This is a genomic window from Delftia tsuruhatensis NBRC 16741 (genome assembly GCF_001571325.1).
GTDB lineage: Bacteria > Pseudomonadota > Gammaproteobacteria > Burkholderiales > Burkholderiaceae_C > Comamonas > Comamonas tsuruhatensis.
On sequence record NZ_BCTO01000030.1, the window covers coordinates 96,979 to 119,504 of the forward strand.

Annotated in this window: 20 protein-coding genes; 14 read left to right on the plus strand and 6 right to left on the minus strand. The window is 68.5% G+C overall.

Going from position 1 to position 22,526, the window contains the following annotated elements:
- Positions 1–444: 444 nt before the first annotated feature.
- A complete protein-coding gene (locus DTS01S_RS15625) occupies positions 445–1,737 on the plus strand; it encodes an MFS transporter (protein ID WP_016453158.1) in 1,293 nt (430 codons plus the stop codon).
- A gap of 81 nt (positions 1,738–1,818) precedes the next feature.
- On the opposite strand, the gene DTS01S_RS15630 is transcribed toward DTS01S_RS15625, so the two are convergent.
- The 3 genes from DTS01S_RS15630 to DTS01S_RS15640 form a co-directional block, all read right to left on the minus strand.
- Complete coding sequence (locus DTS01S_RS15630) at positions 1,819–2,229, minus strand: hypothetical protein (protein WP_016447979.1); 411 nt, start codon at positions 2,227–2,229, stop codon at positions 1,819–1,821.
- 93 nt (positions 2,230–2,322) lie between these two features.
- Positions 2,323–2,601, minus strand: a complete 279-nt coding sequence (locus DTS01S_RS15635; RefSeq protein ID WP_034364236.1) for a hypothetical protein — start codon at positions 2,599–2,601, stop codon at positions 2,323–2,325.
- 216 nt (positions 2,602–2,817) lie between these two features.
- Positions 2,818–3,645 carry a TOBE domain-containing protein gene (locus DTS01S_RS15640; protein WP_061288069.1) on the minus strand — a complete coding sequence of 276 codons (828 nt, stop codon included), beginning with the start codon at positions 3,643–3,645 and terminating at the stop codon, positions 2,818–2,820.
- 103 nt (positions 3,646–3,748) lie between these two features.
- Between DTS01S_RS15640 and modA the strand changes: the two genes are divergently transcribed.
- The 9 genes from modA (at position 3,749) to DTS01S_RS15685 (ending at position 13,725) form a co-directional block, all read left to right on the plus strand.
- Positions 3,749–4,510, plus strand: coding sequence for a molybdate ABC transporter substrate-binding protein (modA, locus tag DTS01S_RS15645; RefSeq protein WP_061288071.1), 762 nt, complete (start codon positions 3,749–3,751; stop codon positions 4,508–4,510).
- 90 nt (positions 4,511–4,600) lie between these two features.
- Positions 4,601–5,281, plus strand: coding sequence for a molybdate ABC transporter permease subunit (gene modB, locus DTS01S_RS15650; RefSeq protein ID WP_016453156.1), 681 nt, complete (start codon positions 4,601–4,603; stop codon positions 5,279–5,281).
- Positions 5,278–6,408 (plus strand): molybdenum ABC transporter ATP-binding protein, encoded by a 1,131-nt coding sequence (gene modC, locus DTS01S_RS15655; protein WP_061288073.1) that lies wholly within the window; start codon positions 5,278–5,280, stop codon positions 6,406–6,408. Before modB ends, modC begins: the two co-directional genes overlap by 4 nt.
- Positions 6,409–6,460: 52 nt before the next feature.
- Positions 6,461–7,381, plus strand: a complete 921-nt coding sequence (gene fdhD, locus DTS01S_RS15660) for a formate dehydrogenase accessory sulfurtransferase FdhD (protein WP_061288075.1) — start codon at positions 6,461–6,463, stop codon at positions 7,379–7,381.
- Between the two features lie 73 nt (positions 7,382–7,454).
- The gene (locus DTS01S_RS15665) at positions 7,455–7,856 is read left to right on the plus strand and encodes a hypothetical protein (protein WP_016447986.1); all 402 of its coding nucleotides are present in this window, start codon (positions 7,455–7,457) and stop codon (positions 7,854–7,856) included.
- 156 nt (positions 7,857–8,012) lie between these two features.
- Positions 8,013–9,341, plus strand: coding sequence for a tRNA (N6-isopentenyl adenosine(37)-C2)-methylthiotransferase MiaB (gene miaB, locus DTS01S_RS15670; RefSeq protein WP_016447987.1), 1,329 nt, complete (start codon positions 8,013–8,015; stop codon positions 9,339–9,341).
- A gap of 210 nt (positions 9,342–9,551) precedes the next feature.
- Entirely contained in the window at positions 9,552–11,840 is a 2,289-nt protein-coding gene (locus DTS01S_RS15675) for a hypothetical protein (RefSeq protein WP_061288077.1), read from the plus strand.
- Positions 11,837–13,054 carry a collagen alpha-1(I) chain gene (locus DTS01S_RS15680; protein ID WP_082774921.1) on the plus strand — a complete coding sequence of 406 codons (1,218 nt, stop codon included), beginning with the start codon at positions 11,837–11,839 and terminating at the stop codon, positions 13,052–13,054. The genes DTS01S_RS15675 and DTS01S_RS15680 overlap by 4 nt, the downstream gene beginning before the upstream one ends.
- A complete protein-coding gene (locus tag DTS01S_RS15685) occupies positions 13,051–13,725 on the plus strand; it encodes a DUF1266 domain-containing protein (protein ID WP_061288083.1) in 675 nt (224 codons plus the stop codon). The genes DTS01S_RS15680 and DTS01S_RS15685 overlap by 4 nt, the downstream gene beginning before the upstream one ends.
- Positions 13,726–13,747: 22 nt before the next feature.
- Here the strand turns inward: DTS01S_RS15685 and DTS01S_RS15690 are convergent, their stop codons facing one another.
- The 3 genes from DTS01S_RS15690 to ffh all read right to left on the minus strand — a co-directional run bounded on the left by DTS01S_RS15690 (position 13,748) and on the right by ffh (position 16,272).
- Positions 13,748–14,143 (minus strand): helix-turn-helix domain-containing protein, encoded by a 396-nt coding sequence (locus DTS01S_RS15690; protein ID WP_061288084.1) that lies wholly within the window; start codon positions 14,141–14,143, stop codon positions 13,748–13,750.
- 86 nt (positions 14,144–14,229) lie between these two features.
- Positions 14,230–14,784 carry a C40 family peptidase gene (locus tag DTS01S_RS15695; protein ID WP_016447992.1) on the minus strand — a complete coding sequence of 185 codons (555 nt, stop codon included), beginning with the start codon at positions 14,782–14,784 and terminating at the stop codon, positions 14,230–14,232.
- Between the two features lie 93 nt (positions 14,785–14,877).
- The gene (gene ffh / locus DTS01S_RS15700; protein ID WP_016447993.1) at positions 14,878–16,272 is read right to left on the minus strand and encodes a signal recognition particle protein; all 1,395 of its coding nucleotides are present in this window, start codon (positions 16,270–16,272) and stop codon (positions 14,878–14,880) included.
- A gap of 267 nt (positions 16,273–16,539) precedes the next feature.
- Here ffh and DTS01S_RS15705 point away from each other — a divergent pair, with 267 nt between their 5' ends.
- The 4 genes from DTS01S_RS15705 to DTS01S_RS15720 all read left to right on the plus strand — a co-directional run bounded on the left by DTS01S_RS15705 (position 16,540) and on the right by DTS01S_RS15720 (position 22,526).
- Positions 16,540–20,448, plus strand: coding sequence for a response regulator (locus DTS01S_RS15705; RefSeq protein WP_061288086.1), 3,909 nt, complete (start codon positions 16,540–16,542; stop codon positions 20,446–20,448).
- Positions 20,441–21,367, plus strand: coding sequence for a GGDEF domain-containing response regulator (locus tag DTS01S_RS15710; protein ID WP_016447995.1), 927 nt, complete (start codon positions 20,441–20,443; stop codon positions 21,365–21,367). Before DTS01S_RS15705 ends, DTS01S_RS15710 begins: the two co-directional genes overlap by 8 nt.
- A gap of 86 nt (positions 21,368–21,453) precedes the next feature.
- Positions 21,454–22,269, plus strand: a complete 816-nt coding sequence (locus tag DTS01S_RS15715; RefSeq protein WP_017407444.1) for a cytochrome C assembly family protein — start codon at positions 21,454–21,456, stop codon at positions 22,267–22,269.
- Positions 22,266–22,526: a PP0621 family protein gene (locus tag DTS01S_RS15720; RefSeq protein ID WP_061288088.1), complete on the plus strand. Its 261-nt coding sequence runs from the start codon at positions 22,266–22,268 to the stop codon at positions 22,524–22,526. The genes DTS01S_RS15715 and DTS01S_RS15720 overlap by 4 nt, the downstream gene beginning before the upstream one ends.

Genomic DNA, 22,526 nt, shown 5'->3' on the forward strand with positions numbered 1-22,526 from the left:
GCGCAACACCCGAATCCGTCCCGCGCCCGCCGGGCAGTACCAGCCGTCCATGCCGTAGAAGCTGTCTGGCAAGACTGCCCTACTTGCCTTGTCCGGCCACTTCCCTTACCATTGCGCCCGCCCGCATGGGAGCGCCCTTTTCACCGGGCCTGCCCGCAGCCTCCAAGCCCTGATCGCCCAGCCGATTCAGGGCTTTCGCTTTTTGCAGAAGCGGTCTTTTGGCGCTGCACCTTGCGCTCTGTCTTTGCGCGCAGCCCCTGCCATGCTCCGGCATGCCGGCCGCCCAGCTTGTTTTCCCACCAGGACTCCCGTGCCCATCGCCTTCCCAGGATGCAGCACACGCGCAGCGTGCCCGCACGCCGGCTCAGCCGGCGGCGCAGGCGTTTTGCGCGGTGCCGCACCCCAGCGAGAGCGCGCGCCGTCCTGGCTTTCAAGGATCTTCACGTGACCACCACTTCCTCCGGGGCGCTCGCAGCCCATGCTGCCGGCGCCAGCACAGACACGCATGCCGGCGCCCATGCCACCCAGGTCAATGGCTACAGCTGGAAGGCCCTGGCCGGCTCGGCCGTCGGCTATGCCATGGACGGCTTCGACCTGCTGATCCTGGGCTTCATGCTGTCGGCCATCTCGGCCGACCTGCACCTCACGCCGGGCCAGGCCGGCTCGCTGGTGACCTGGACGCTGATCGGTGCCGTGTTCGGCGGCATCTTCTTCGGCCTGCTCAGCGACCGCTACGGGCGCATCCGCGTGCTGACCTGGACCATCATGCTGTTCGCAGTCTTCACGGGCCTGTGCGCCTTCGCGCAGGGCTACTGGGACCTGCTGGCCTACCGCACGATTGCGGGCATCGGCCTGGGCGGCGAGTTCGGCATCGGCATGGCACTGGCCGCCGAGGCCTGGCCTGCCCGCCACCGCGCGCGCGTCTCGTCCTACGTGGCCCTGGGCTGGCAAATGGGTGTGCTGGGTGCGGCGCTGCTGACGCCGCTGCTGCTGCCCCTCATAGGCTGGCGCGGCATGTTCCTGGTGGGCGTGATCCCGGCCGTGGTGGCCTGGGTGATCCGCAACAAGCTGCACGAGCCCGAGGTCTTCGTGAAGCGCCAGCAGTCCGCCACGCCGTCGGCCCGCGTGCCGGTGCTGCAAAGCCTGAAGCTGCTGGTGAAGGACCGCGCCACGGCCAAGGTCAGCCTGGGTGTGATCGTGCTGACCTCGGTCCAGAACTTCGGCTACTACGGCATCATGATCTGGATGCCCAGCTTCCTGTCCAAGCAACTGGGCTTCAGCCTGACCAAGTCCTCGATATGGACTGCCGTGACCGTGGTGGGAATGATGGTCGGCATCTGGGTCTTCGGCCAGCTGGCCGACCGCATCGGCCGCAAGCCCAGCTTCCTGATCTTCCAGCTGGGCTCGGTCATTATGGTCGTGCTCTATTCACAGCTGTCCGACCCTGCGGCCATGCTCTGGGCGGGGGCCCTCATGGGCCTGTTCGTCAACGGAATGATGGGCGGCTACGGCGCCGTGATGAGCGAGGCCTATCCCACCGAGGCGCGCGCCACCGCGCAGAACGTGCTGTTCAACATCGGCCGCGCCGTGGGCGGACTGGGCCCGGTGGTGATCGGTGCGCTGGCCATGAGCTATTCGTTCCAGGTGGCGATCGCCCTGCTGGCGGCCATCTATGTGCTGGACATGCTGGCCACGGCCTTTCTGATCCCCGAACTCAAGGGTCGCGAGCTGTCCTGAGTGGTGCGTGCAACGGCCCTGCCATGCAAAGAGCTGCCGATGGCAGCTCTTTTTTTGTCCCGGGACCGGCCGGCTAGGGGCTCAGCCGCCCTCGCTGCATTCCAGGTTTTCGATGCGGTCTGCCGCCTCTCGGATGTCTTCCTGGAACATCTGGTCGCCCAGCATCACGGAAACCTGGCCCTCGAAGCCGCGCAGCTTGACCAGCGCTGCCTCGTAGCCGCCACTGCCCATGCGCTTGAGCCCGCACAGCGCATAGAGCTTGGCCACGGGCGAGCTTCGCGGATCGTCGATCACCGACAGCAGGACGGCATTGGCCTCGGGCCGCCTGAGCATGGCCTCCAGATGCTGCTCCGCTGGCGAAATCTCGCCGGCAAGGCCGACCAGTCCCAGGTTGAACTGCGAGGCATCCAGCGGCGCTGGGTCCAGCGGACGGGCCAGGGCCGGGGCAGACAGGAACAGGCAGATCAGGGCGGCGGACAGGGTGGTCTTCATGGCAGGGGCAAGGCCGTGTGAGGCCTGGGAGGCAGTCGCAAAGGCTCTTCGACGCAAAGCATTGCGGCAGGTTCCCCTTCGGCACCATCGCGATCATCGACCACCAAACAGCCAGCCTGCGACCAGCGTGCCGCCATAGAACAGGAGCAGGGTGACCGGCACCAGGTGCCAGCCCCAGACTCTGAACCACCAGTGATTGAACAGGGTCACCACGGCGCCGATGACGATGCAGATGGCCAGCGCACCCAGCCGCTGCTCCAGACTGTCCGCCACGTCCTTGGACGCGAAGAAGATGAACGCCGCGACGGACGAACACAGCAAGGCGGTGTAGAACGCCACTTTCTCTTGCCTGCGCAATTTCAGGATGCTCATGGGGGCCAGGGAGGTTTCGATGGATCGGTCGCCGGGAAAGCCTGCGCCACCGGAGCGCGCAGGTTGCGCTGCGGCACAATTTTTCGTATCCCGCCCGGGATGCGCCATAAGACCCGTCCGAATCTGCAGCCACTGCAGCGCACGCGCAACGCGCTGCGGCCTTCTCGACGCCCAATCGGCCCAATCAGCTCAATCGACCCTGTCAGGTCAGTCGTGTCAGTCGGCCACGGCCAGCACCACGGCGGACTCCGGCACCGACAGCCAGACCTTGCGTCCTGTGCGCAGCGTCCAGGGCTCGCCTTGCGCCTGCTGCGCCGCATACCCCACGCCGCTGCCGCCCCAGGGCAGCCTGGCCACCACTTCGCGCGGTCCGTCCCCCTCGGCACGGGCCAGGCGTTGCACCTTGGCAGGCCAGGCATTGGCCAGGCCCTGCGCACCGGCCAGCGGCGCCACTGGCAGCACCTGGACGGCAGTGGCCTTGCACAGCGCCATCACGGGCAGGCCAGGGGCCAGGCCCAGCAACTGGGCGCTTTCGGCGGTGATGCGTGCGGCAATGCCTGGTGCATCGCCACCGCCATCGGGCAGCATCCAGACGCGGACCTGGGCACCCTGCGCCTGCAGGGCCCCGACCCGGCAAGGCCACAGATTGCGCATGCTGGTGCGCAGGCCCAGCCCCAGTCCGGGAGCCGCCGAGGAAACGCCGGCCGGCCCGCCAAAGCGCTGCAGCACCTGTGCACGGGCCTGCTCCAGCGCATCGGCCATGGCCAGCAGGGACTGCCCGGCTGCGGTGATGCGCGCGCCGCCGCCGCCGGCGCCGCCGACCGAGCGCTCCACCAGGGCACAGCCCGCGAGATTGGTCAGCACATCCAGCGCCTGCCATGCCGCCTTGTAGCTGACGCCGGCCTCGCGCGCCGCCTGTGAAATCGAATGCCCTGCTGCGATATGGTGCAGGATGGCGAGGCGGCGGTCAGCCAGGTCATGGCCCAGCGCGGGCGCCAGATCGGAGGGTGAAGCAGGAGCGTCGGCAGTCATGCGCGACATCATGCCCGCCAAGCGTTATTTCCCGCCAAGCAAAACGCCTGCACCCTGCATGCGCATTTTCAGGTCGTTACACTGCGCTATTCACCAACGGAATAGCGAGAGACCCATGAACGTGAACCAGCCCCTGCGTGCCACCGCCTTTGCCGCCCTTGCCCTGTTGGGCGGTGTCGCTGCGCAGGCTGCCGAAGTGTCGGTGGCCGTTGCCGCCAACTTCACGGCGCCCATGCAGAAGATCGCCGCCGAGTTCGAGAAGGACACCGGGCACAAGGCCCTGCTGTCCTTCGGCGCCACGGGCAAGTTCTACGCGCAGATCGTCAACGGCGCGCCCTTCCAGATCCTGCTGGCCGCCGACGACACCACGCCTGGAAAGATCGTCAAGGAAGGCCGTGGCCTGCCCGACTCGCGCTTCACCTACGCCATCGGCCAGCTCGTGCTGTGGAGCCCCAAGCCCGGCTATGTGGACGACAAGGGCGAGGTCCTCAAGACCGGCGACTACAGGCACATCGCCGTGGCCAACCCCAAGCTCGCGCCCTACGGCACGGCCGCCATGGAAGTGCTGGACAAGCTGGGCATCACGGCCCAGGTGCAGCCGCGCATCGTCATGGGCGAGAACATCGCCCAGACCTACCAGTTCGCGGCCACGGGCAATGCCCAGCTGGGCTTCGTGGCCCTGTCGCAGGTGATGGAAAACGGCAAGCTGCGCGAAGGCTCGGCCTGGCAGGTGCCCGCCGCCATGCACGAGCCCATCCGCCAGGACGCCATCGTGCTCCACAGCGGCAAGGACAACGAAGCCGCCACCGAGCTGATGAAGTACCTGCGTGCTGACAAAGCGCGTGCCATCATCCGCTCCTACGGCTACGGGCTCTAGGCTTCCCCTGAGGCGCTGACGCGCCTTCCCCTCTCTCGCTGCGCGGTAGGGGGACGACACCAGCGCTGCGAACCACTGAATTCTTCCAGCATGATTCTTACCGCCGACGACTACGCCGCCATACGTCTGACGCTGAAACTTGCCAGCGTGACCACGGTGCTGCTGCTGGCGCTGTGCACGCCGCTGGCCTGGTGGCTGGCCCATACGCGCTCGCGCTGGCGCGGCCCGATTGGCGCCGTGGTGGCGCTGCCCCTGGTGCTGCCACCCACGGTGATCGGCTTCTACCTGCTGGTGACCATGGGGCCCAATGGCCCCGTGGGCCAGTTGACGCAGGCGCTGGGGCTGGGCACCCTGCCCTTCACCTTTGCAGGCCTGGTCATCGGGTCCCTAGTCTATTCCCTGCCGTTCACGGTGCAGCCGCTGCAGCGCGCCTTCGAGTCGCTGGGCACGCGCCCCATGGAGGCCGCGGCCAGCCTGGGCGCGGGGCCGCTGGACCGCTTCTTCACCGTGGCGCTGCCGTTGGCGCGCCCGGGCTTCATCACCGCAGCCGTGCTGACCTTCGCGCACACCGTGGGCGAGTTCGGCGTGGTGCTGATGCTGGGCGGCAATATCCCCGGCGTGACGCGCGTGGTCTCGGTGCAGATCTACGACCATGTGGAGGCCATGGAGTACGCCCACGCCCACTGGCTGGCCGGCGGCATGGTGGTGTTCTCCTTCCTGGTGCTGCTGGCCCTGCACCTGTTGCAGCCGCGCGAGGAGCGCCGCGCATGATGACTGACTTCTCTCCCGTTGCTTCGGCCGGCGCCGTGCCCGCCGCGAGCCCTTCGCAAATCCTTGCTGCGCTGGCGCTGGAGCGTGCCGACTTCCGCCTCGATGTGCTGCTGCAGCTGCCCGGGCGCGGCGTCACGGCCCTGTTCGGCCCTTCGGGCTGCGGCAAGACCACCTGCTTGCGCGCGCTGGCGGGGCTGGAGCGCGCACGGGGCCGTGTCGTCGTCAATGGCGAGGTCTGGCAGGACGATGCGGCCAGCCAGTGGCTGCCCACGCACCGCCGCGCTCTGGGCTATGTGTTCCAGGAAGCCAGCCTGTTCCCGCACCTGAGCGTGCAGCGCAACATCGACTACGGCATGCGGCGCACGCCCGCCGAGCGGCGCAAGGTGTCCCAGGAGCAGGCCGTGTCCCTGCTGGGCATAGGCCATTTGATGGACCGCATGCCCTCCACCCTGTCGGGCGGCGAGCGCCAGCGCGTGGCCATTGCGCGCGCCCTGGCCACCAGCCCCCGCGTGCTGCTCATGGACGAACCGCTGGCCGCGCTGGACGCCCAGCGCAAGGCCGAGGTCCTGCCCTACCTGGACCAGCTGCGCCGTGAACTCGACATTCCCGTGGTCTATGTCAGCCACTCCATCGACGAGGTAGCGCGCCTGGCCCAGCACCTGGTGCTGCTCAAGGCAGGCGGCATCGTCGCGGCCGGCGCCACCAGCGAACTGCTGGCACGGCTGGACCTGCCGCTGAGCATGGGCGACACGGCAGCGGCCATGCTCAGTGCGCAGATCCGGCAGCACGATCCGGATACCCACCTGAGCACGCTGTCCTTCGACGGCGGGCGCCTTCGCCTTGTCATGGCCCGCCCGCGCCCCATCGGCGAGAGCGTGCAGCTGCGCGTGCAGGCGCGCGATGTGAGCCTGAGCCTGCAGCACCCGCAAGACAGCAGCATCCTCAACATCCTGGCGGCCACCGTGCAGGATCTGCGCGAGGACGGCCCGGGCCAGGTCATGGTCTCGCTGCAGCTGGGCACGTCCCGCCTGCTGGCGCGCATCACCCTGCATTCCGCCCGGCAGCTGGGCATTGCGCCGGGCATGCATGTCTTCGCCCAGATCAAGGGCATGGCATTGCTGGACTGAAGCTGCGCGGCGGCACCGATATCATGCGCAGGCCGCCTGCGCGGCCCACGCCATGAACGCCACCACCGAACACGCTCCCGCACCCGCCCCGGACTCGGGCCCGGCAGATGCTGCCTGCGCCATCGCGCCCGCCATTGCCGCACTGCGCACGCATGCGGTGGTGCGCCACCGGATCGCCGATGGCGGCGCCGTCAGCCTCCAGCCCGAACCCCAGGTGCTGGCCAGCGAAGTCCCCATCGCCCTGGTGTTCAATGGCATCTCGCATGCCGTGATGATGGGTACGCCCTCGGACCTGGAAGACTTTGCGCTGGGTTTTGCGCTCACCGAGGGCATCCTGGACAGCGGCGCCGACTGCTACGGCATCGAGGTGCGGGCCGTGGCCGCCGAAGCGGCAGGCCTTCCGTCCGGCATGGACGGCATCGAGGTGCAGCTGGACGTGGCCTCGCGCTGCTTCACGCGCCTCAAGGACCGGCGCCGCAGCATGAGCGGGCGCACGGGCTGCGGCGTCTGCGGCGTGGACAGCTTCGCGGCGCTGGACCTGTCCTTCGACCCCCTGCCCGCGCACGACTGGATCGCCCGTGTCGATGCCACCACGGTGTGCGCTGCCATCGATGCCCTGCCGCCGCTGCAGCGGCTCAACGCCGAAGCCGGCGCCGTGCATGCCGCAGGCTGGGCAGGGCTGGACGGGCAACTGACGGATGTGCTCGAGGACGTGGGCCGCCACAACGCGCTGGACAAGCTGGTCGGCCGCCTCTCGCGCACCGGCCGCCTGGGCGAGGCCGGCTTTGTCGTGCTCTCCAGCCGGGGCAGCCATGAGCTGGTGCGCAAATGCGCCAGGGTCGGCATCGCCGCCCTGGCCACCATCTCCGCCCCCACGGCCATGGGTGTGCAGATGGCCGAGCTGACCGGCCTGCGCTTCTGGGGCCTGTGCCGGCCGCCCAAGGCCGTGCTGTATGCGCCGGGCCGCGCCTGACCCAATGCCCGAGTGCCGCGCCCGCGCAGCGGCAAGTTCGTAGAATCGCGGGTTCAGCCCCTGGATGTACACCATGAACCGCTGCAAGCCCCATTTCTCCGCCGTCCGCCGCCTGTGCGCCGGCGCCCTGCTCGCCGGCCTGGCCTGCGCCAGCCTGGGCGCGGCCGCGCAGGGCCTGCCCTCCAACGAGACACGCAACTTCCCGCCGCAGGCCCAGTTCGGCGAGCTGGTCGTGACCGCGCAGTTTCCCGTGGTCGAAATCGACGGCAAGACCATTCGCACCAGCCCGGGCTTTCGCCTGTTCAGCCCCGAGCGCACGCTGGTGCAGGCCATCAACTACCAGGGCAGCAAGCTCGTGGTGGGCTATGTGATCGAGCCGCAGACGCAGTGGCTGCACCAGGCCTGGATCCTGACCAAGGCCGAGGCCGACAAGCACTACAAGCCCAAGTCGATGCTGCACCGCTTCTTCAACTGAGGCCGGCGCACACCGCACGCGCACGATGGATGCGGCCCGCAGCTTGCGGGGCGCAGCGGCTCGGGCCAGGGAGCACAGCGCCCGCCCTGGCCCGGCCATCTTCTTTTTTTGCAGACCGCCGCTTGCAGTGCGGCGGCTGCCTGACGGAACCCCACCATGTCCAAGAAAGTCTTTATCAAAACCTTCGGCTGCCAGATGAACGAGTACGACTCGGACAAGATGGCCGATGTGCTGGGCGCAGCCCAGGGCTACGAGTCCACCGACGACCCGGAGCAGGCCGACCTGATCCTGTTCAACACCTGCTCGGTGCGCGAGAAGGCACAGGAGAAGGTGTTCAGCGACCTGGGCCGCTACAAGCACCTGAAGGAACGCGGCGTGCTCATCGGCGTGGGCGGCTGCGTGGCCAGCCAGGAGGGCGAGGAAATCATCAAGCGCGCGCCCTATGTGGACGTGGTCTTCGGCCCGCAGACCCTGCACCGCCTGCCCGAGCTGCTCAATGCACGCGCCGCCAGGCACAAGCCCCAGGTCGATATCAGCTTTCCCGAGATCGAGAAATTCGACCACCTGCCACCGGCGCGCGTGGAAGGCTCCTCGGCCTTTGTCTCCATCATGGAAGGCTGCTCCAAGTACTGCAGCTACTGCGTCGTGCCCTATACGCGCGGCGAGGAAGTCAGCCGCCCGTTCGAGGACGTGCTGGTCGAGGTCGCGGGCCTGGCCGACCAGGGCGTGAAGGAGGTCACGCTGCTGGGCCAGAACGTGAACGCCTACCTGGGCAAGATGGGTGACACGGCCGAGATCGCCGACTTTGCCCTGCTGCTGGAATACGTGTCCGAGATCCCCGGCATCGAGCGCATCCGCTACACCACCAGCCATCCCAACGAATTCACGCCGCGCCTGATCGAGGCCTACGCTCGGCTGCCCAAGCTGGTCAGCCACCTGCACCTGCCCGTGCAGCACGGCAGCGACAAGATACTCATGGCCATGAAGCGCGGCTACACGGCCATGGAATACAAGAGCACCATCCGCAAGCTGCGTGCCATCCGGCCCGAGATGGCCATGAGCAGCGACTTCATCGTGGGCTTCCCCGGCGAGACCGAGGAAGACTTCCAGAAGATGATGAAGCTCATCCACGACGTGCGCTTCGACAACAGCTTCAGCTTCATCTTCAGCCCCCGCCCCGGCACGCCGGCCGCCAACCTGCACGACGACACGCCCCACGAGGTCAAGCTGCGCCGCCTGCAGGAGCTGCAGGCCGTGATCAACAACAACATCAAGGACATCAGCGACGAGCGCGTGGGCACGGTGCAGCGCCTGCTGGTGGAAGGACTGTCCAAGCGCGATGGCAGCGAACTCATGGGCCGCACCGAGTGCAACCGCGTGGTCAACTTCCCGGGCAACGAACGCCTGATCGGCCAGATGATCGATGTGAAGATCACCGAGGCACGCACCTTCACGCTGCGCGGCGAGGTCGTGGTGCGCCACTGATACCAACCTGATCCCGGCGGCCCCGGTGGCCCAGCGACCTCTTGCGTAACGAAAGCCCGGCAATGCCGGGCTTTTTGCATGTAACAGGACGTGAAAACATCCCGGCCACACTGGCCTGGCGCGGGCCGGCCCGCTAGCATCGCGGGTTGCCGCCCTGAGGTCTGTCGGCCTGCATGGCTTTTCCAGCTTCGCTTGCTTGCTATCGATTCCATGAACACCTCCCAGCCCGCCAACGCCCAGGCCATCCTTGAGGGCGAAGCCCTGCATGCCTTCATGGACCAGGCGCACGACCTGCTGCAACAGGAAGATGAAACCAGCCCCATCGCCCCGGCCGAACGCCAGGCGGCCGTCATGGAGCTGCTCTCGCAGCAGCGCTTCGCGCCGGCCACGGTGAGCGAGCTGGAGCGTCTGCACGATCTCTGGCTCGACCTGGAACGGCCCGAGACCGCCAACGCCCTGCTGCGCGAGCACCGCGATGCCACGCTGCAGCACCTGCAGGGCGACAACCACCTGCTGGCCACGGCCAGCCTGGCGCTCAGCGACATCCAGAGCCGGCTGCGCTTTGACCGCGAAGGCGGCGTGGCCCTGCTCGCGCCTGCCGCCGATCTCATGGGCCGGCTGCCGCACACCGGCGAGCCCTATCGCTACTGGAATGGCTGGCACTACCTGGCCCGCGAGGCCCAGGCCTGGGAACTGGCCGAGCAAGGCGTGGACCTGCAGCGCAACCACGAGCGCAGCGACCCCGACGGCGAGGCATCCCCCGCGCGCCGCGACGCGCGTGCCAGCCTGCGCAAGGCCGAGCTGGCCCGCCTGCGCGGCGATGTGCCGGCCACCGTGCGCCATGTGCAGGCCGCCACGGCGCAGTTGGCCCTGGCAGACGCCGACAAGAACGTGGACTTCGACGACTGGCTGCACCTTGCGCGCGAAGTGCTGCCGCTGGCCCCGCAAAGCGTCCCGGCCGTGCTGATGGCGGCGCAGCAGCACCTGGCCCGCACGGAAAGCCCCGCCGCATCGCAGGCGGTGCGCGCGCACCGCAAGGTCCATGAGGCACGGCTGCAGGCCATGGCCTGCCATGCCATGGGCCAGCCAGAGGCCGCGCTGCAGCTGGCCGAGCTGGGCCGCTTCGGCCTGGTGGACGACTCCGACGACGCCTTCAGCGGCCTGGTGCTGCAATGGCTGCAAGAGGCGGGCCGCCTGGCCGATGCGGCGGACCTGGCGCTGGAGAGCGTGCTGCACAGCCGCCCCGGATCGGCCCGCCAGGGCTATGAGCTGGCACTGCGCATGGTGGACAGCGACACCGCCCACGCCCCCGCCTGGGCGCTGATCCTGGCCTGGGCCGGCCTGGACTCCGACATGCAGGAGATCTTGGAAGACAGCCCGGCTGCTGCGCGCAGCGCCGACGACTACCTGGCCCTGGCGCGTGTCCAGGCGCCCGGCCATCCGCTGCTGGACATGATCGACGGCTGGCGCCTGGCCAGGAACCACCAATGGGAACAGGCCCTGCCGCTGCTCGAGCGCGGCGTGGGCGAGCAGCCCCGGCACGCCAACTCCGAACTGCTGCCCATGCTCTGGGCCGCACGCTTTGCCGCGCTGCCGGCCGCGCAGGCGCTGCAGCGGCCCTTTCCCCAGGGCTTCGGCGCCCACTGGTGCTATGCGGCGGGCGTGACGCTGGATGACGAGGACGACCTGGCCGCCATCATGGGCGAAGGCCGGCAGGTGCCGGGCGACGAGGTGCGCGAGCCGCTGGTGCAGCGTTACTACGAAGAGGGCCTGGCCCGCTTCGAAGCCTTCTGGGCCACCGGCCAGGGCCGGTACAAGGATGCGCACCTGCACGTCTACTCCATGCTCTGCAACAACCTTGCCATCAAGTACCGCTCGCAGCAGCGCTATGAAGAGGCTGCAGCCCTGCACCACAAGGGACTGTCCAGCAGCCCCTTCGCCGAGCACCATGACGGCCTGCTGTGGTGTGCCATCCGCCGTGACGACCGACCCGGCATCGTCACGGCGGCAGAGCAGCTGTGGCACTTCACCCAGGACTACGGCTACAGCCGCCACTGCCCCACCGACTACTTCCCCAGCGTGGCGCTGGCGCTCTACCAGCTCGGCCGCGCGGGCGAGATCGGCATCTGGCTGGAACGCCTGGACCAGTGGTTCGAGGAACTGGACGCAGACGAGCAGCGCGAACAGCGGCGCGACTACCTGGCGGCCCTGATGTCCCTGCTCGACTTCTTCTCCGAAAGCCATGGCGACGTGGTGCGCCCCCGCCTGGAGGCCCTGCTGCCCGAAGTGCGCGCCCTGGGCGAGTGCTACACGCTGCGCCGCCTGGCCTGCGCCATGGAAAGCTGCGGCCCCATCGATCAGGCCGTGGCCCTGCACCGCGAGGCCATCGCCAAGCTCACCCCCGATGACAGCGAGGCCGAGCACAAGATGGCCAGGGACGGCCTCCAGCGCTGCCTCAAGCTGCACTCGGACAGCAAGCCCTGGTGGAAGCTGTGGTGAACCCGGGAGCCGCCACGGCAGCCAGCGCCTACCGCCCGCGCGACGTGGTCAATGCGCCGGACATCAAGCAGCGCATACGTGAGCGCAGCGCGGCGCGCGGCGACAGTCAGGAGATCGCGGCCTGGCTGGCCAACCACTTCTACCGCCACGTGATCGGCAACCTCGACGCCGATCCGCCGGCCGTTCAGCCCATCTCCACGCAGGCCGAGCTGCTGCGCCTGCACCGGCGCACCGAGCCTGCCGCCTGGGCGCTGGAGCGCCTGCGCGCGCATGCGGCCCGCCAGCCACCGCTACAGGACAGCCCTGCGGCCGGCGCCAGCGCACCGCTGTGGTGGGTGGAGCCTGACAGCGCCCCGCTGCTGGCGCTGGAAAGCCGGCTGCTGGAGTTCCTGTCCACCCGGCGCGGCACGGCGCTTGAGGGCAAGCTGCAGCGCATCAACTGCCCGCAGGCCCTGGCGCGCTGGACGCTGGAGCACCTGGCCTTCGCCAGAAAAAGCGAAAGCGGCTGGGCCGAGCACCGACCCGGCGCCGTGCGCCCGCTGCTGCGTGGCCAGCTGGGTGTCTTCGTCGAATTCGATGCCCAAAGCCCGGACCTGCGCGCCGAAATGGCCTATGAAAGCCAGATGATGCGCCACTGCCTGGGCCAGTTCAGCGAGCGCGGCGCACTGCGCGGCGGCTACGGCGAGCACTACGCCGAAGCCTGCGAGCAGGGCCGGCTGCGCCTGTTCAGCTACCGCACGGGCACGGCCCAGCCGCGCATCACCGTCAGCGCCCAGGTGCTTGACGGCGGGCGGCTGCGCATCGACCAGATCAAGGGCAAGCAGAACCGCCCGCCGATTGCGCGCTACCTGGCCGACGTGCTGGCCCTGCTCAACCACCTCGATGCCGATGGCGAGGCGCCAGCGGATGCCCTGGCCATGGGCATCGTGCGCCGTCCGGCGCATCTGCTGGCCTCGGGCCACACCGGCGCCTGGTGCGCGGCCGGCGAGCTGCACACCGAGGCCGAGCAGCTGTGGCTGCTGCAGTCCCACCCGGCGCTGCTGGAGCAGCTGGATATCCGGTCGCCCCTGATGCAATGGCTGGTCGCGGCACGCCGCGACACCGTGCCCGTGCCCGCCTTCGAGCGCATGCCGCGCAGCGCGGCCCTGCAGCAGTCGCTGGAGCTGGCGCGGCGCCGGGCAGGATCGCCGGGCAGGACAGGAAATCCGCGATGACCGCCTTCACTCTTGTTGTGCTGTCTGCATTGGTCTGGTGGGCAGTGCGCGCCGGCCTGCGCCGCAGGCGTGCGGCGCGCCAGCGCGGCGACTTCAGCAGCTACCGCAGCGGCGATGCGGCGCTGGACTGGGCCCTGGCCCTGGCCCATCCCATGGCCTTTCACGCCATCCAGGGCGGCTTTGCAGACCGGCAGCTCCATGGTGCCGACGACGCCCTGACCACCCAGCTGCGCCCCATGGTGCTGCACCACCTTGGCCTGCGCACCGACCTGGACGATGCCCAGATCGCACGCCAGTTGCCCGACGGCCTGCGCCAGCGCTGGTTCACGCTGGACCTGCAGCGCCTGCAGGCCGGCGACGATCCCCATGCCGCCATGGCCTTTGCCTGCGCGCGCGTGGCCTTCCACGTGCGATGTGCTTGGCTGCTGGGCTGGCTGGACGAGGCCCTGCACCAGCAGATCCTTCACCTGAACGCATGCCGCGCGCGGGATTGCTTTGACAGCTGGCAGGCCTTCGGCCAGGCCTATGCGCGGGGCCGCAGCCAATGGCTGGCCCGTGGCCGGGCCGACGTGCTGGGCCGCAGCGTGACGCCCGAGGAGGTGCAGCAATGGGTGGCCGATCCGCGCCATCCCTGGCATGCCATGCCCTGGCAGCCGCAGGCGGTGCGGTGACGGCTGCCAGGTGGCCCGGCCCTCAGCCTTCGCCGTGCACCTTGGCGAAGGTCAGGATCACCTCCCGCACCACCTGGCGTTGCGGCGCGGGCAGCCTCAGAAAGGCGTCGAAGGTTTCGCGTTCAAGATAGCCCACGCCCGGTTCCTGGCATTCGTGCTGAGGCGGCAGTGACCGATGGGCAGGGTCGCCAAAGCGCAGCACTTCGGGCTCGATCCTGAGCAGCTCGGCCAGCAGCACCAGCTTGTCCTGCTCGGGCACGGCCTCGCCGTTGAGCCAGCGCGCAACCGCCTGGAACGAAATCGGCCGACCCCAGTAACTGGAATTGAACAGATTCAGCAGCACGCTGGGCCGCGGCTCCAGACCCGCAGCCTCGATGGCCTGGCGCAGGCGCTGTGCGAATTCGAGCTTGTTATCCATTCCGAAACCCTGGATTTCTATGGAGCTCTCATTGGACCATCGATTCAAGAGCCGGCGCCAAGCCCGGCGCCTTGCCTGGCAGGCGCTCAGGCGAAGATGCTGCGCGCTTCGGTGAAGCGCCTGGCGAAATAGGGGTTGTCCATGCGCACGCGCTGCACCGTGCCGCCGCTGGACGGCGCATGCACGAACTGGCCGTTGCCCACAAAGATGCCCATGTGCGAATAGCGCGAGCCCAGGGTGTTGAAGAACACGAAGTCGCCGCGCTGCAAGCTGCGGCTGCCCACGGGATTGCTGAACTGCGCCCACTGGGCCGTGGTGCGCGGCAGGCGGCTTTCGGTAATGCCGCCCACGGCCCACTGGATCAGGCCGCTGCAGTCGAAACCGCCGTCGGGCGAATTGCCGCCGTAGGTATACGGCGTGTTGACCACGAGCATGGTGCGCGCCAGCAGGGCCTCGCGCAACTCGCCATCCAGGTTCAGGGCCTGCGGCGAAGGAGCAGGCCCGGGACCCGCGCCCTTGCGGGGAGCAGACGAGCAGCCGGCCAGCAGCGCAGCCGCCGCCAGCAGGCCCCAGTCACGGCGAGACAGCCGCGATGCAGTCACGCGGGAAGCCGCAAGGGAAGTCGAAACGCCAGCCTTCATGGCGCCGCATGTTCTCACAAAGCCCCGCAGCGGCCAAAGAAAAGCCGCAGGCTGTGCTGCGGCTTGACTGTCCATCGGCGGGGCCCGGCCCGCTCAGAACGGCAGCTTGGGCATGCCGCCGCCACCGCCCATCATTCCCTTCATGGCCTTCATGCCGCCCATGCGCTTCATCATCTTCATGAGGCCGCCGCCCTTCATCTTCTTCATCATCTCCTGCATCTGCTCGAACTCCTTGAGCAGGCGGTTGACTTCCTGGACCTGCACGCCCGCGCCGTCGGCAATGCGCTTCTTGCGCGTGGCCTTGATGATCTCGGGCTTCTTGCGCTCCTTGGCGGTCATCGAGCAGATGATGCCTTCCTTGCGGCGGATCTCGCGCTCGGCCTTGTCCATGTCCACCTGGCCGGCCTTGGCGGTGAGCTGTGCCGGCAGCTTGTCCATGAGGTTGGACAGGCCGCCCATCTGCTTCATCTGCTGGATCTGGGCCAGGAAGTCGTTGAGGTCGAAGCCGTCACCGCTCTTGACCTTCTCGGCCAGCTTCTGGGCGGCCTCCATGTCCACGCCCTTGGTGACCTGCTCGACCAGGGCCACGATGTCGCCCATGCCCAGCACGCGCTGCGCGTGGCGGTCGGCGTCGAAGACTTCCAGGCCGTCGATCTTCTCGGACACGCCGGCGAACTTGATGGGCGCGCCCGTGATCTGGCGCACCGACAGCGCCGCGCCGCCGCGCGAGTCACCATCGAGCTTGGTGAGCACGATGCCGGTCAGGGGCAGGGCCTCCTTGAAGGCCTTGGCCGTGTTGATCGCATCCTGGCCCTGCATGGCATCGACGACGAACAGGGTCTCGACCGGCTTGAGCGTGGCGTGCAGATCCTTGATCTCGGCCATCAGCAGCTCGTCGATGGCCAGGCGGCCGGCCGTATCGACCAGCAGCACGTCAAAGAAGTGGCGCTTGGCGTAGTCCAGCGCGGCCACGGCAATGTCGTGGGGCTTCTGGTCTGGCGTGGAGGGGAACCACTCGGCGCCAGCCTGGCCGGTCACGGTCTTGAGCTGCTCGATGGCGGCCGGGCGGTACACGTCGCCCGACACGGTCAGCACCTTTTTCTTGCGCTTTTCAATCAAGTGCTTGGCCAGCTTGGCCGTGGTCGTGGTCTTGCCGGCGCCCTGCAGGCCGGCCATCAGGATGACGGCAGGCGGCTGGGCGTTGAGATTGATGTCGGCCACGCCCTCGCCCATGGTGGCGGCCAGTTCCTTGTTGACGATGGACACCAGCAGCTGGCCGGGCTGCAGGGAGCCCAGCACCTCCTGGCCCAGCGCCTTTTCCTTGACGCGCGCAACGAAGTCGCGCACCACGGGCAGGGCCACGTCGGCCTCGAGCAGGGCCATGCGCACTTCGCGCAGCATGTCCTGTACGTTGGATTCGGTGATGCGGGCCTGGCCGCGCATCTCCTTGACGAGTCGCGAAAGTTTGTCGGTCAGAGCGGAGGCCATAAGCGGGGAGGAACTGGAGTCGTCGGAAAGGAAAAGGTGTGCTGCAGCGAGCCAGCCGGGGCCAGGTTGCCGAATGGGGCCAGGCGGGGCCGGGTCGCGGCACGGACCCTGCAGATCCCGACGATTCTACCCGCTGCCCCTGCAGGGGTAAGTACCGGCCTTCCCTGCCGCGCAGCGGGCATCGGCCGGCAGTAACATCCACACTGTTTCCATAGATTATGGCTATCGCCTTGTGCAGTGCCGGCTTGCTACCGCCTAGGAGTCTTCATGCCCGATACGCCGTATGGCCAGTTCCTGGACCGTGTGCCCGACGGTTTTCTTCTGTTTGACGAGCAGGGCTGCCTGCTCGATGCCAATGCCCATGCCTGCGCCAGCCTGGGCCATCACAAGGCCGCCATGCTGGGGCTGGGCATCATGGACGTGTGGCCCGACGCGGACGGACTTCGGGGCGGTCCCTGGCAGGACATGGCCGTGGACAGCCAGGCCCATCTCTGCGGCCGACTGATCCGCCGCGACGGCACCAGCTTCCCCGCCGAGCTCCATATCTATTGCCAGTCGCTGTCGGGCAGGCGGCTTTTCTTCACCACCTGGCACGAGCTCAGCGAGCGCACCGGCCAGGACGAGCCGATCGGCCAGCCCGATGCGCAGCTGGAGCCGCTCCTGCGAAAAAGCACCGGGCCGTGGCAGGATTCGACGCGCCTGCTGGAAGCCGTGATGCACGAAACGCCCGACCTGGTCTTCGCCAAGGACCGGCAGGGCCGCTACACCTTCGTCAACCCCGCCGCCGCGCGCTTTTCCGGGCGCACGCCCGAAGACATCGTGGGCAAGACCGACCAGGAGCTTTTCCCCGACAGCAGCTTCACCCACAGCGACCGCCGGGTGCTGGACAGCGACGCCCCCGTGGTGTCGGAGGATCATTTGCTGGTCAACGGGCAGCGCCGCCTCTTCCAGTCCACCAAAATTCCTTACCGCAATGACGAGGGCCGGACCGTGGGCGTGCTGGGCATTGCGCGCGACATCACCCTCATGCGCCAGACCGAGTCCCAGCTGCAAAAAAGCTACGACGTGCTGCGCCAGGCCGAACAGCTGGCGCGCCTGGGCAGCTGGACATGGGAGCTGGACACCGAGCACTTCCAGGCCTCGGAGATGATGTATGTGATGAACGGCCTGGACCCCCAGGGTCCGCCGCTGACGCGCCATGCCCTGCGCGCCATGCTCGGACCGCAGGATCTTGCCCGGCTCACCGCTGCCGTGCAGTTGTGCATCGGCACCGGCCAGTCCTACAGCCTCGATGTCGTGCACCACTGCCCGGACGGACGGAGGTTCGCGGCCCGCCTCATGGGCCGCGCCCTGCGCGACGAGCAAGGCCGCATCGTCGCGCTCAGCGGCACGCTGCAGGACCTGTCCGAACGCGAGGACGCACGCATGCGCCTCGAAGCCCTGGCCGACAACCTGCCCAGCGGCGCCATCTACCGCCTGGAAGGCGGCCTGGCGCAACTGCGGCTCAGCTACATCAGTGCCGGCATAGAGAACCTGATCGGCGTGCCGGCCCACGCCATCATGGCCGACCGTCAGGCCTACCTGAATGCCATCCATCCCGAGGACCTGCCGCATTACCAGCAGATGCTGCAGTGCTCGGTCGATACGCTGCGGGTCTTCGACTGCCGCTTCCGCGTGATCAGGCCCGATGGTGAGGTCCGCTGGCTGCGCTGCCGATCGGCCCCCCGGAGCAGCCACGAGGGCATGGTCTGGGACGGCATCATGCTGGACATCACCCGCGAGCGCGAGGCCGAGCAGGCGCTGCAGCAGGCCAAGGAGGCCGCAGAAGCGGCCGAACGGGCCAAGTCGGATTTCCTGGCCATCATGAGCCACGAAATCCGCACCCCCATGAACACCGTCATCGGCATGACGCGCCTGGTACAGCAGACCGCGCTGACATCACGCCAGCGCGGCTACCTGGAGAAGGTGGAGCGCTCGGCCAGCGCCCTGCTGGCCGTGATCAACGACGTCCTCGACTTTTCCAAGATAGAGGCGGGCATGCTGGCGCTGGAGGAAGTGGATTTCGCCCTTGACGATGTGCTGGAGACCGTCTCGGCTTCCACGGCGCTGCGCGCAGAGGAAAAGGGGCTGGAAGTGGTCTATGCGCTGGACCCGCACCTGCCGCCCCGGTTGCGCGGCGACCCGCTGCGCCTGGGCCAGGTGCTGACCAACCTGGTCGGCAATGCCATCAAGTTCACCGAGCATGGCGAGGTGGTGATCTCCCTGCATCTGGAGCCGCCGCTGGCGTGCGCGCCGGTGGAGGCCGGCGCGCACGCCACGGCAGCGCCCCTGCACCACCTGTGCGTGAACGTGCGCGACACCGGCATAGGCCTGGATGCATCGCGGGCCGAACGGCTGTTCCAGCCCTTCACCCAGGCCGACATCCAGACCACGCGCCGCCACGGCGGCACCGGCCTGGGCCTGGCCATCTGCCACAGGCTGGTGCAGCTCATGGGCGGCGAGATCAGCGTCTGCAGCCAGCCAGGCCAGGGCAGCAACTTCCGCTTCACGGCCAAGGTCCGGCCTGCCACGGATGCGCCGCTGGACGGCCACGACAACCTGGGCAGCACCGGCGTTCTCATCGTCGATGACAACGCCAGCGCGCGCGAGGCCCTGGCCGCCATGGTGCGCAAACTGGGCATGCGCTGCGATACGGCGGCGGACGGCATGCAGGCGCTGCACATGCTGCAAGAGGCCGCACGCCAGGAATCCCCCTACGGCCTGGCCCTGCTGGACTGGCGCATGCCCGGCATGGACGGGCTGGACCTGGCACGCCGCATGCGCGAGCAGCAGGACCTGGCCAAGACCCCGGCTGCGCTCATGGTCACGGCCTTCGGGCGCGACGAAGTGCAGCTGCAGGCCGCGCAGTTGGGCCCGCGGGGCCTGCTGATCAAGCCCTTGACCGCATCGGCACTGCGCTCGTGCATCCGGGAGGCACTGCGGGACCCCGAATCGCCCCCGCCGGAAAGCCCGGCGGCCAGCCCCTCGCCACAGCAGCGCTACCCGGGCCTGGCTGGGCGCAGGGTGCTGGTGGTGGATGACAACGTACTCAACCGCGAGGTGGCCACCGAGCTGCTGGAGCAGGCCGGCATATCGGTACAGACTGCGCAGGACGGTCTGCAGGCGCTGCAGCTGCTGGACACCCAGCCTTTCGATGCCGTGCTCATGGACGTGCACATGCCCGGCATGGACGGCCTCAGTGTCACGCGCACCATCCGCACGCGCAGCGCGCTGCGGCATCTTCCGGTGATCGCGCTGACTGCGCAGGCCTATGTCGAGGAGCGCGCCCGGATCGAGGCCGCAGGCATGAATGCCCATCTGACCAAACCCGTTGACGATGTGCTGCTGTACGAGACACTGCAGCGCTGCCTGCGCGCGGGCCCTCCTCCAACGGCAGCGCTTGCGCCGGCCGCGCCCTTGCAGCCGACGCCGTCAAGCCCTGCCCAGGCCTGGGATCCGGCACGGCTGCGGCAACGCCTTGCCGGCCAATCGCCGCGCATGCTCCACGCCATCGAAGGCTTTGCCCAGGACTTTGCCGATGCGCCGCAACGGCTGCGCGATGCCGTGCGCAGCGGCCATTGGGACACCGTGGCATCGCTGGTGCACACCTTCAAGGGCAGTCTGGGCTACCTGGGCGCGGACCTGCTGGAGCAATGGTCGGCCATGGCCGAGACCGGTGCGCAAGCCTGCCTGTCAGGCGACGGCAATGGCGGCAACGCCAGGCCCGGCGGCGATCTGCAATCCCTGGTCCAGGCGCTGGCCGATGGACTGCAGGGCCTGCTGGCGGAAATCGCCCGGCGGTCCGGGCAGACGGCCGTAGTGGCCGTGGCGTCCGCGGCCGCCGTGACCGCCGTGACCACTGCCGCGCCCCTCCCGCAGCGGCAGCCGATGACCGCGGAAGAAGTCTCGTCCACCCTGGCTCGGCTGCGGCTGCAGATTGCCGACAGCGACTATGCCGCCATGGCCGAACTGGATCGGCTGCGGCCCCTGGTCGACGGGCGCCATGCGTCCGTGCTGCAGCGCATCCAGCGCTGCACCGAGTCCCTGGAAACCGAGGCGGCGCTGCAGGCGCTCGAACAGCTGGCGCGGAGCATGGCCGTGAACCGGACGGTCCTACCGGGAGCTGCAGATGTTTGAAGCCTTGACCGGGCCGGAACTGCCCACGGTCCTCATCGTTGACGACGAACGGCTGAACCGCAGCATGCTGGCCGAGCTGCTGAGCCCCCACTACCGTGTGCTGCTGGCAAAGGACGGCCCGGGTGCGCTGGTGATCGCGCAGCGCGAAGCCCACCGGCTGCAGCTGATCCTGCTGGACCTGGCCATGCCCGGCATGAACGGCTACGAGGTGCTGGGTGCGTTGCGCGCCCAGGAGCGCACCGCCCATATCGCCGTCATCTTCATCACCGGCCAGAGCAATGCCCAGGCCGAGGAATACGGCCTGCGCCTGGGCGCGGCCGACTATGTCTCCAAGCCCATACGTCCCGCCGTGGTCGAGGTGCGCGTGCGCAACCAGATACGCCTGGCCCTGCAGCGCCAGGCCCTGGAGCGCCTGGCCATGGTGGACGGGCTGACAGGGCTGGCCAACCGCCGCCACTTCGACGACATGCTGGAGCGCTCCCACCGCCGCAGCCTGCGCACGGGCGAGTCCGTGGGCCTGGCCCTCATTGATATAGACCACTTCAAGCAATACAACGACTGCTATGGCCATGTGCAGGGGGACGAGGCGCTCAAGGCAGTGGCCGCCACGCTGCAGCGCCATGCGCGCCGGCCCTACGACCTGGCAGCGCGCTTTGGCGGCGAGGAATTCGCGCTCATCCTCCCCGGCGAAAGCGACGCCCAGGTCATGGCCGAGAATTTCCGCCAGGAAGTGCTGCGCCTGTCCATCGCCCACGCCGCCTCTCCCACGGCGCCGCTGCTCACCGTCAGTTGCGGCGTACTCACCGTGCGGCAGCCGTCTGCCGCGCCTTTGGAAACCTGGCTGCAGAAGGTGGACGGCCTGCTCTACCAGGCCAAGGCCCTGGGGCGCAATCGCATCGAGGCAGCCATCGAGCCCTGAAGAAAATGCGCTCCGAACCACGGCACGGCGCCCGGATTCTGAGCCTGCACAACCGGCGGCAGGAAAGCCACAGCTATCATAGAAAGATGCTCTCCGTCCCCCTGATTTCCGCCAACGCATCGCCCCTGGGCTGGATGCTGGCGCTTGCCGCAGCCGTGGCCTATGCCGTGCCGGCCGCCGGTGCCCGACGCATCAGCCATGCTGGCGCCCGCGCCGCATTGCGCCTGGCCTGGGTGCTCCACGCCCTGGCCCTGGCCTGGGGCCTGCTCGGGGAACAGCCGCACTTCGGGTTCGCGCCAGCACTGTCCATGACGGCCTGGCTGGTGCTCACCGTCTATGGGGTCGAACAGCAGTTGTTCCCCAAGATGCGCGCGCAATTGGCGCTGTCAGCGCTGGGCACGGCCGCCGTGCTCCTGGCCGCGCTGTTTCCGGGAACGCCCCTGCATGTCAACGCCTCGCCCTGGCTGCCGCTGCACCTGGCGCTGGGCATTGCCTCCTACGGACTGTTCGCCGCCGCCGTGGTCCATGCCTCGCTGATGACACGCGCCGAGCAGCACATGCGGCTGGGCGGCGGCGGGCATGACAGCGGCCTGCCCCTTCTCACGCTGGAGCGCCTGACCTTCCGCTTCGTGTCCGCAGGCTTTGTGCTGCTCACGGCCACGCTGGCCGCAGGCTGGCTGTTCGGCGAACAGCTCTACGGCAAGGCCTGGGTCTGGAACCACAAGTCGGTGTTCTCGCTGCTGTCGTGGCTGACCTTTGCCGTGCTGCTGATCGGCCGTGCGCGCTTTGGCTGGCGTGGCCGCAGCGCCGTGCGCGTGCTCTACGCAGGCGCCGCGCTGCTGCTGCTGGCCTATGCGGGATCACGCTTCGTGATGGAAGTGCTGCTGGAGCGCGCCGCATGAAGTACCTGCTGGTCCTGATCGTCATCGTCATTGCCGTCGGCGTCTGGCGCAGCCAGCGCCGTGCCGAGGCCCGCGAGCGGCGCCAGGCGGCTGCGCCGCGCAACCCGGCCAACCCGGCCAACGCGCCGCTGGCGGCTCCACAGGACATGGTCGAATGCGCGCACTGCGGCCTGCACCTGCCGCGCAGCGAAGCCATCGAGGCCGCAGGCCGCAGCTATTGCAGCGCCGAGCACCGGGCCCTGGCGCAACGGCGCTGA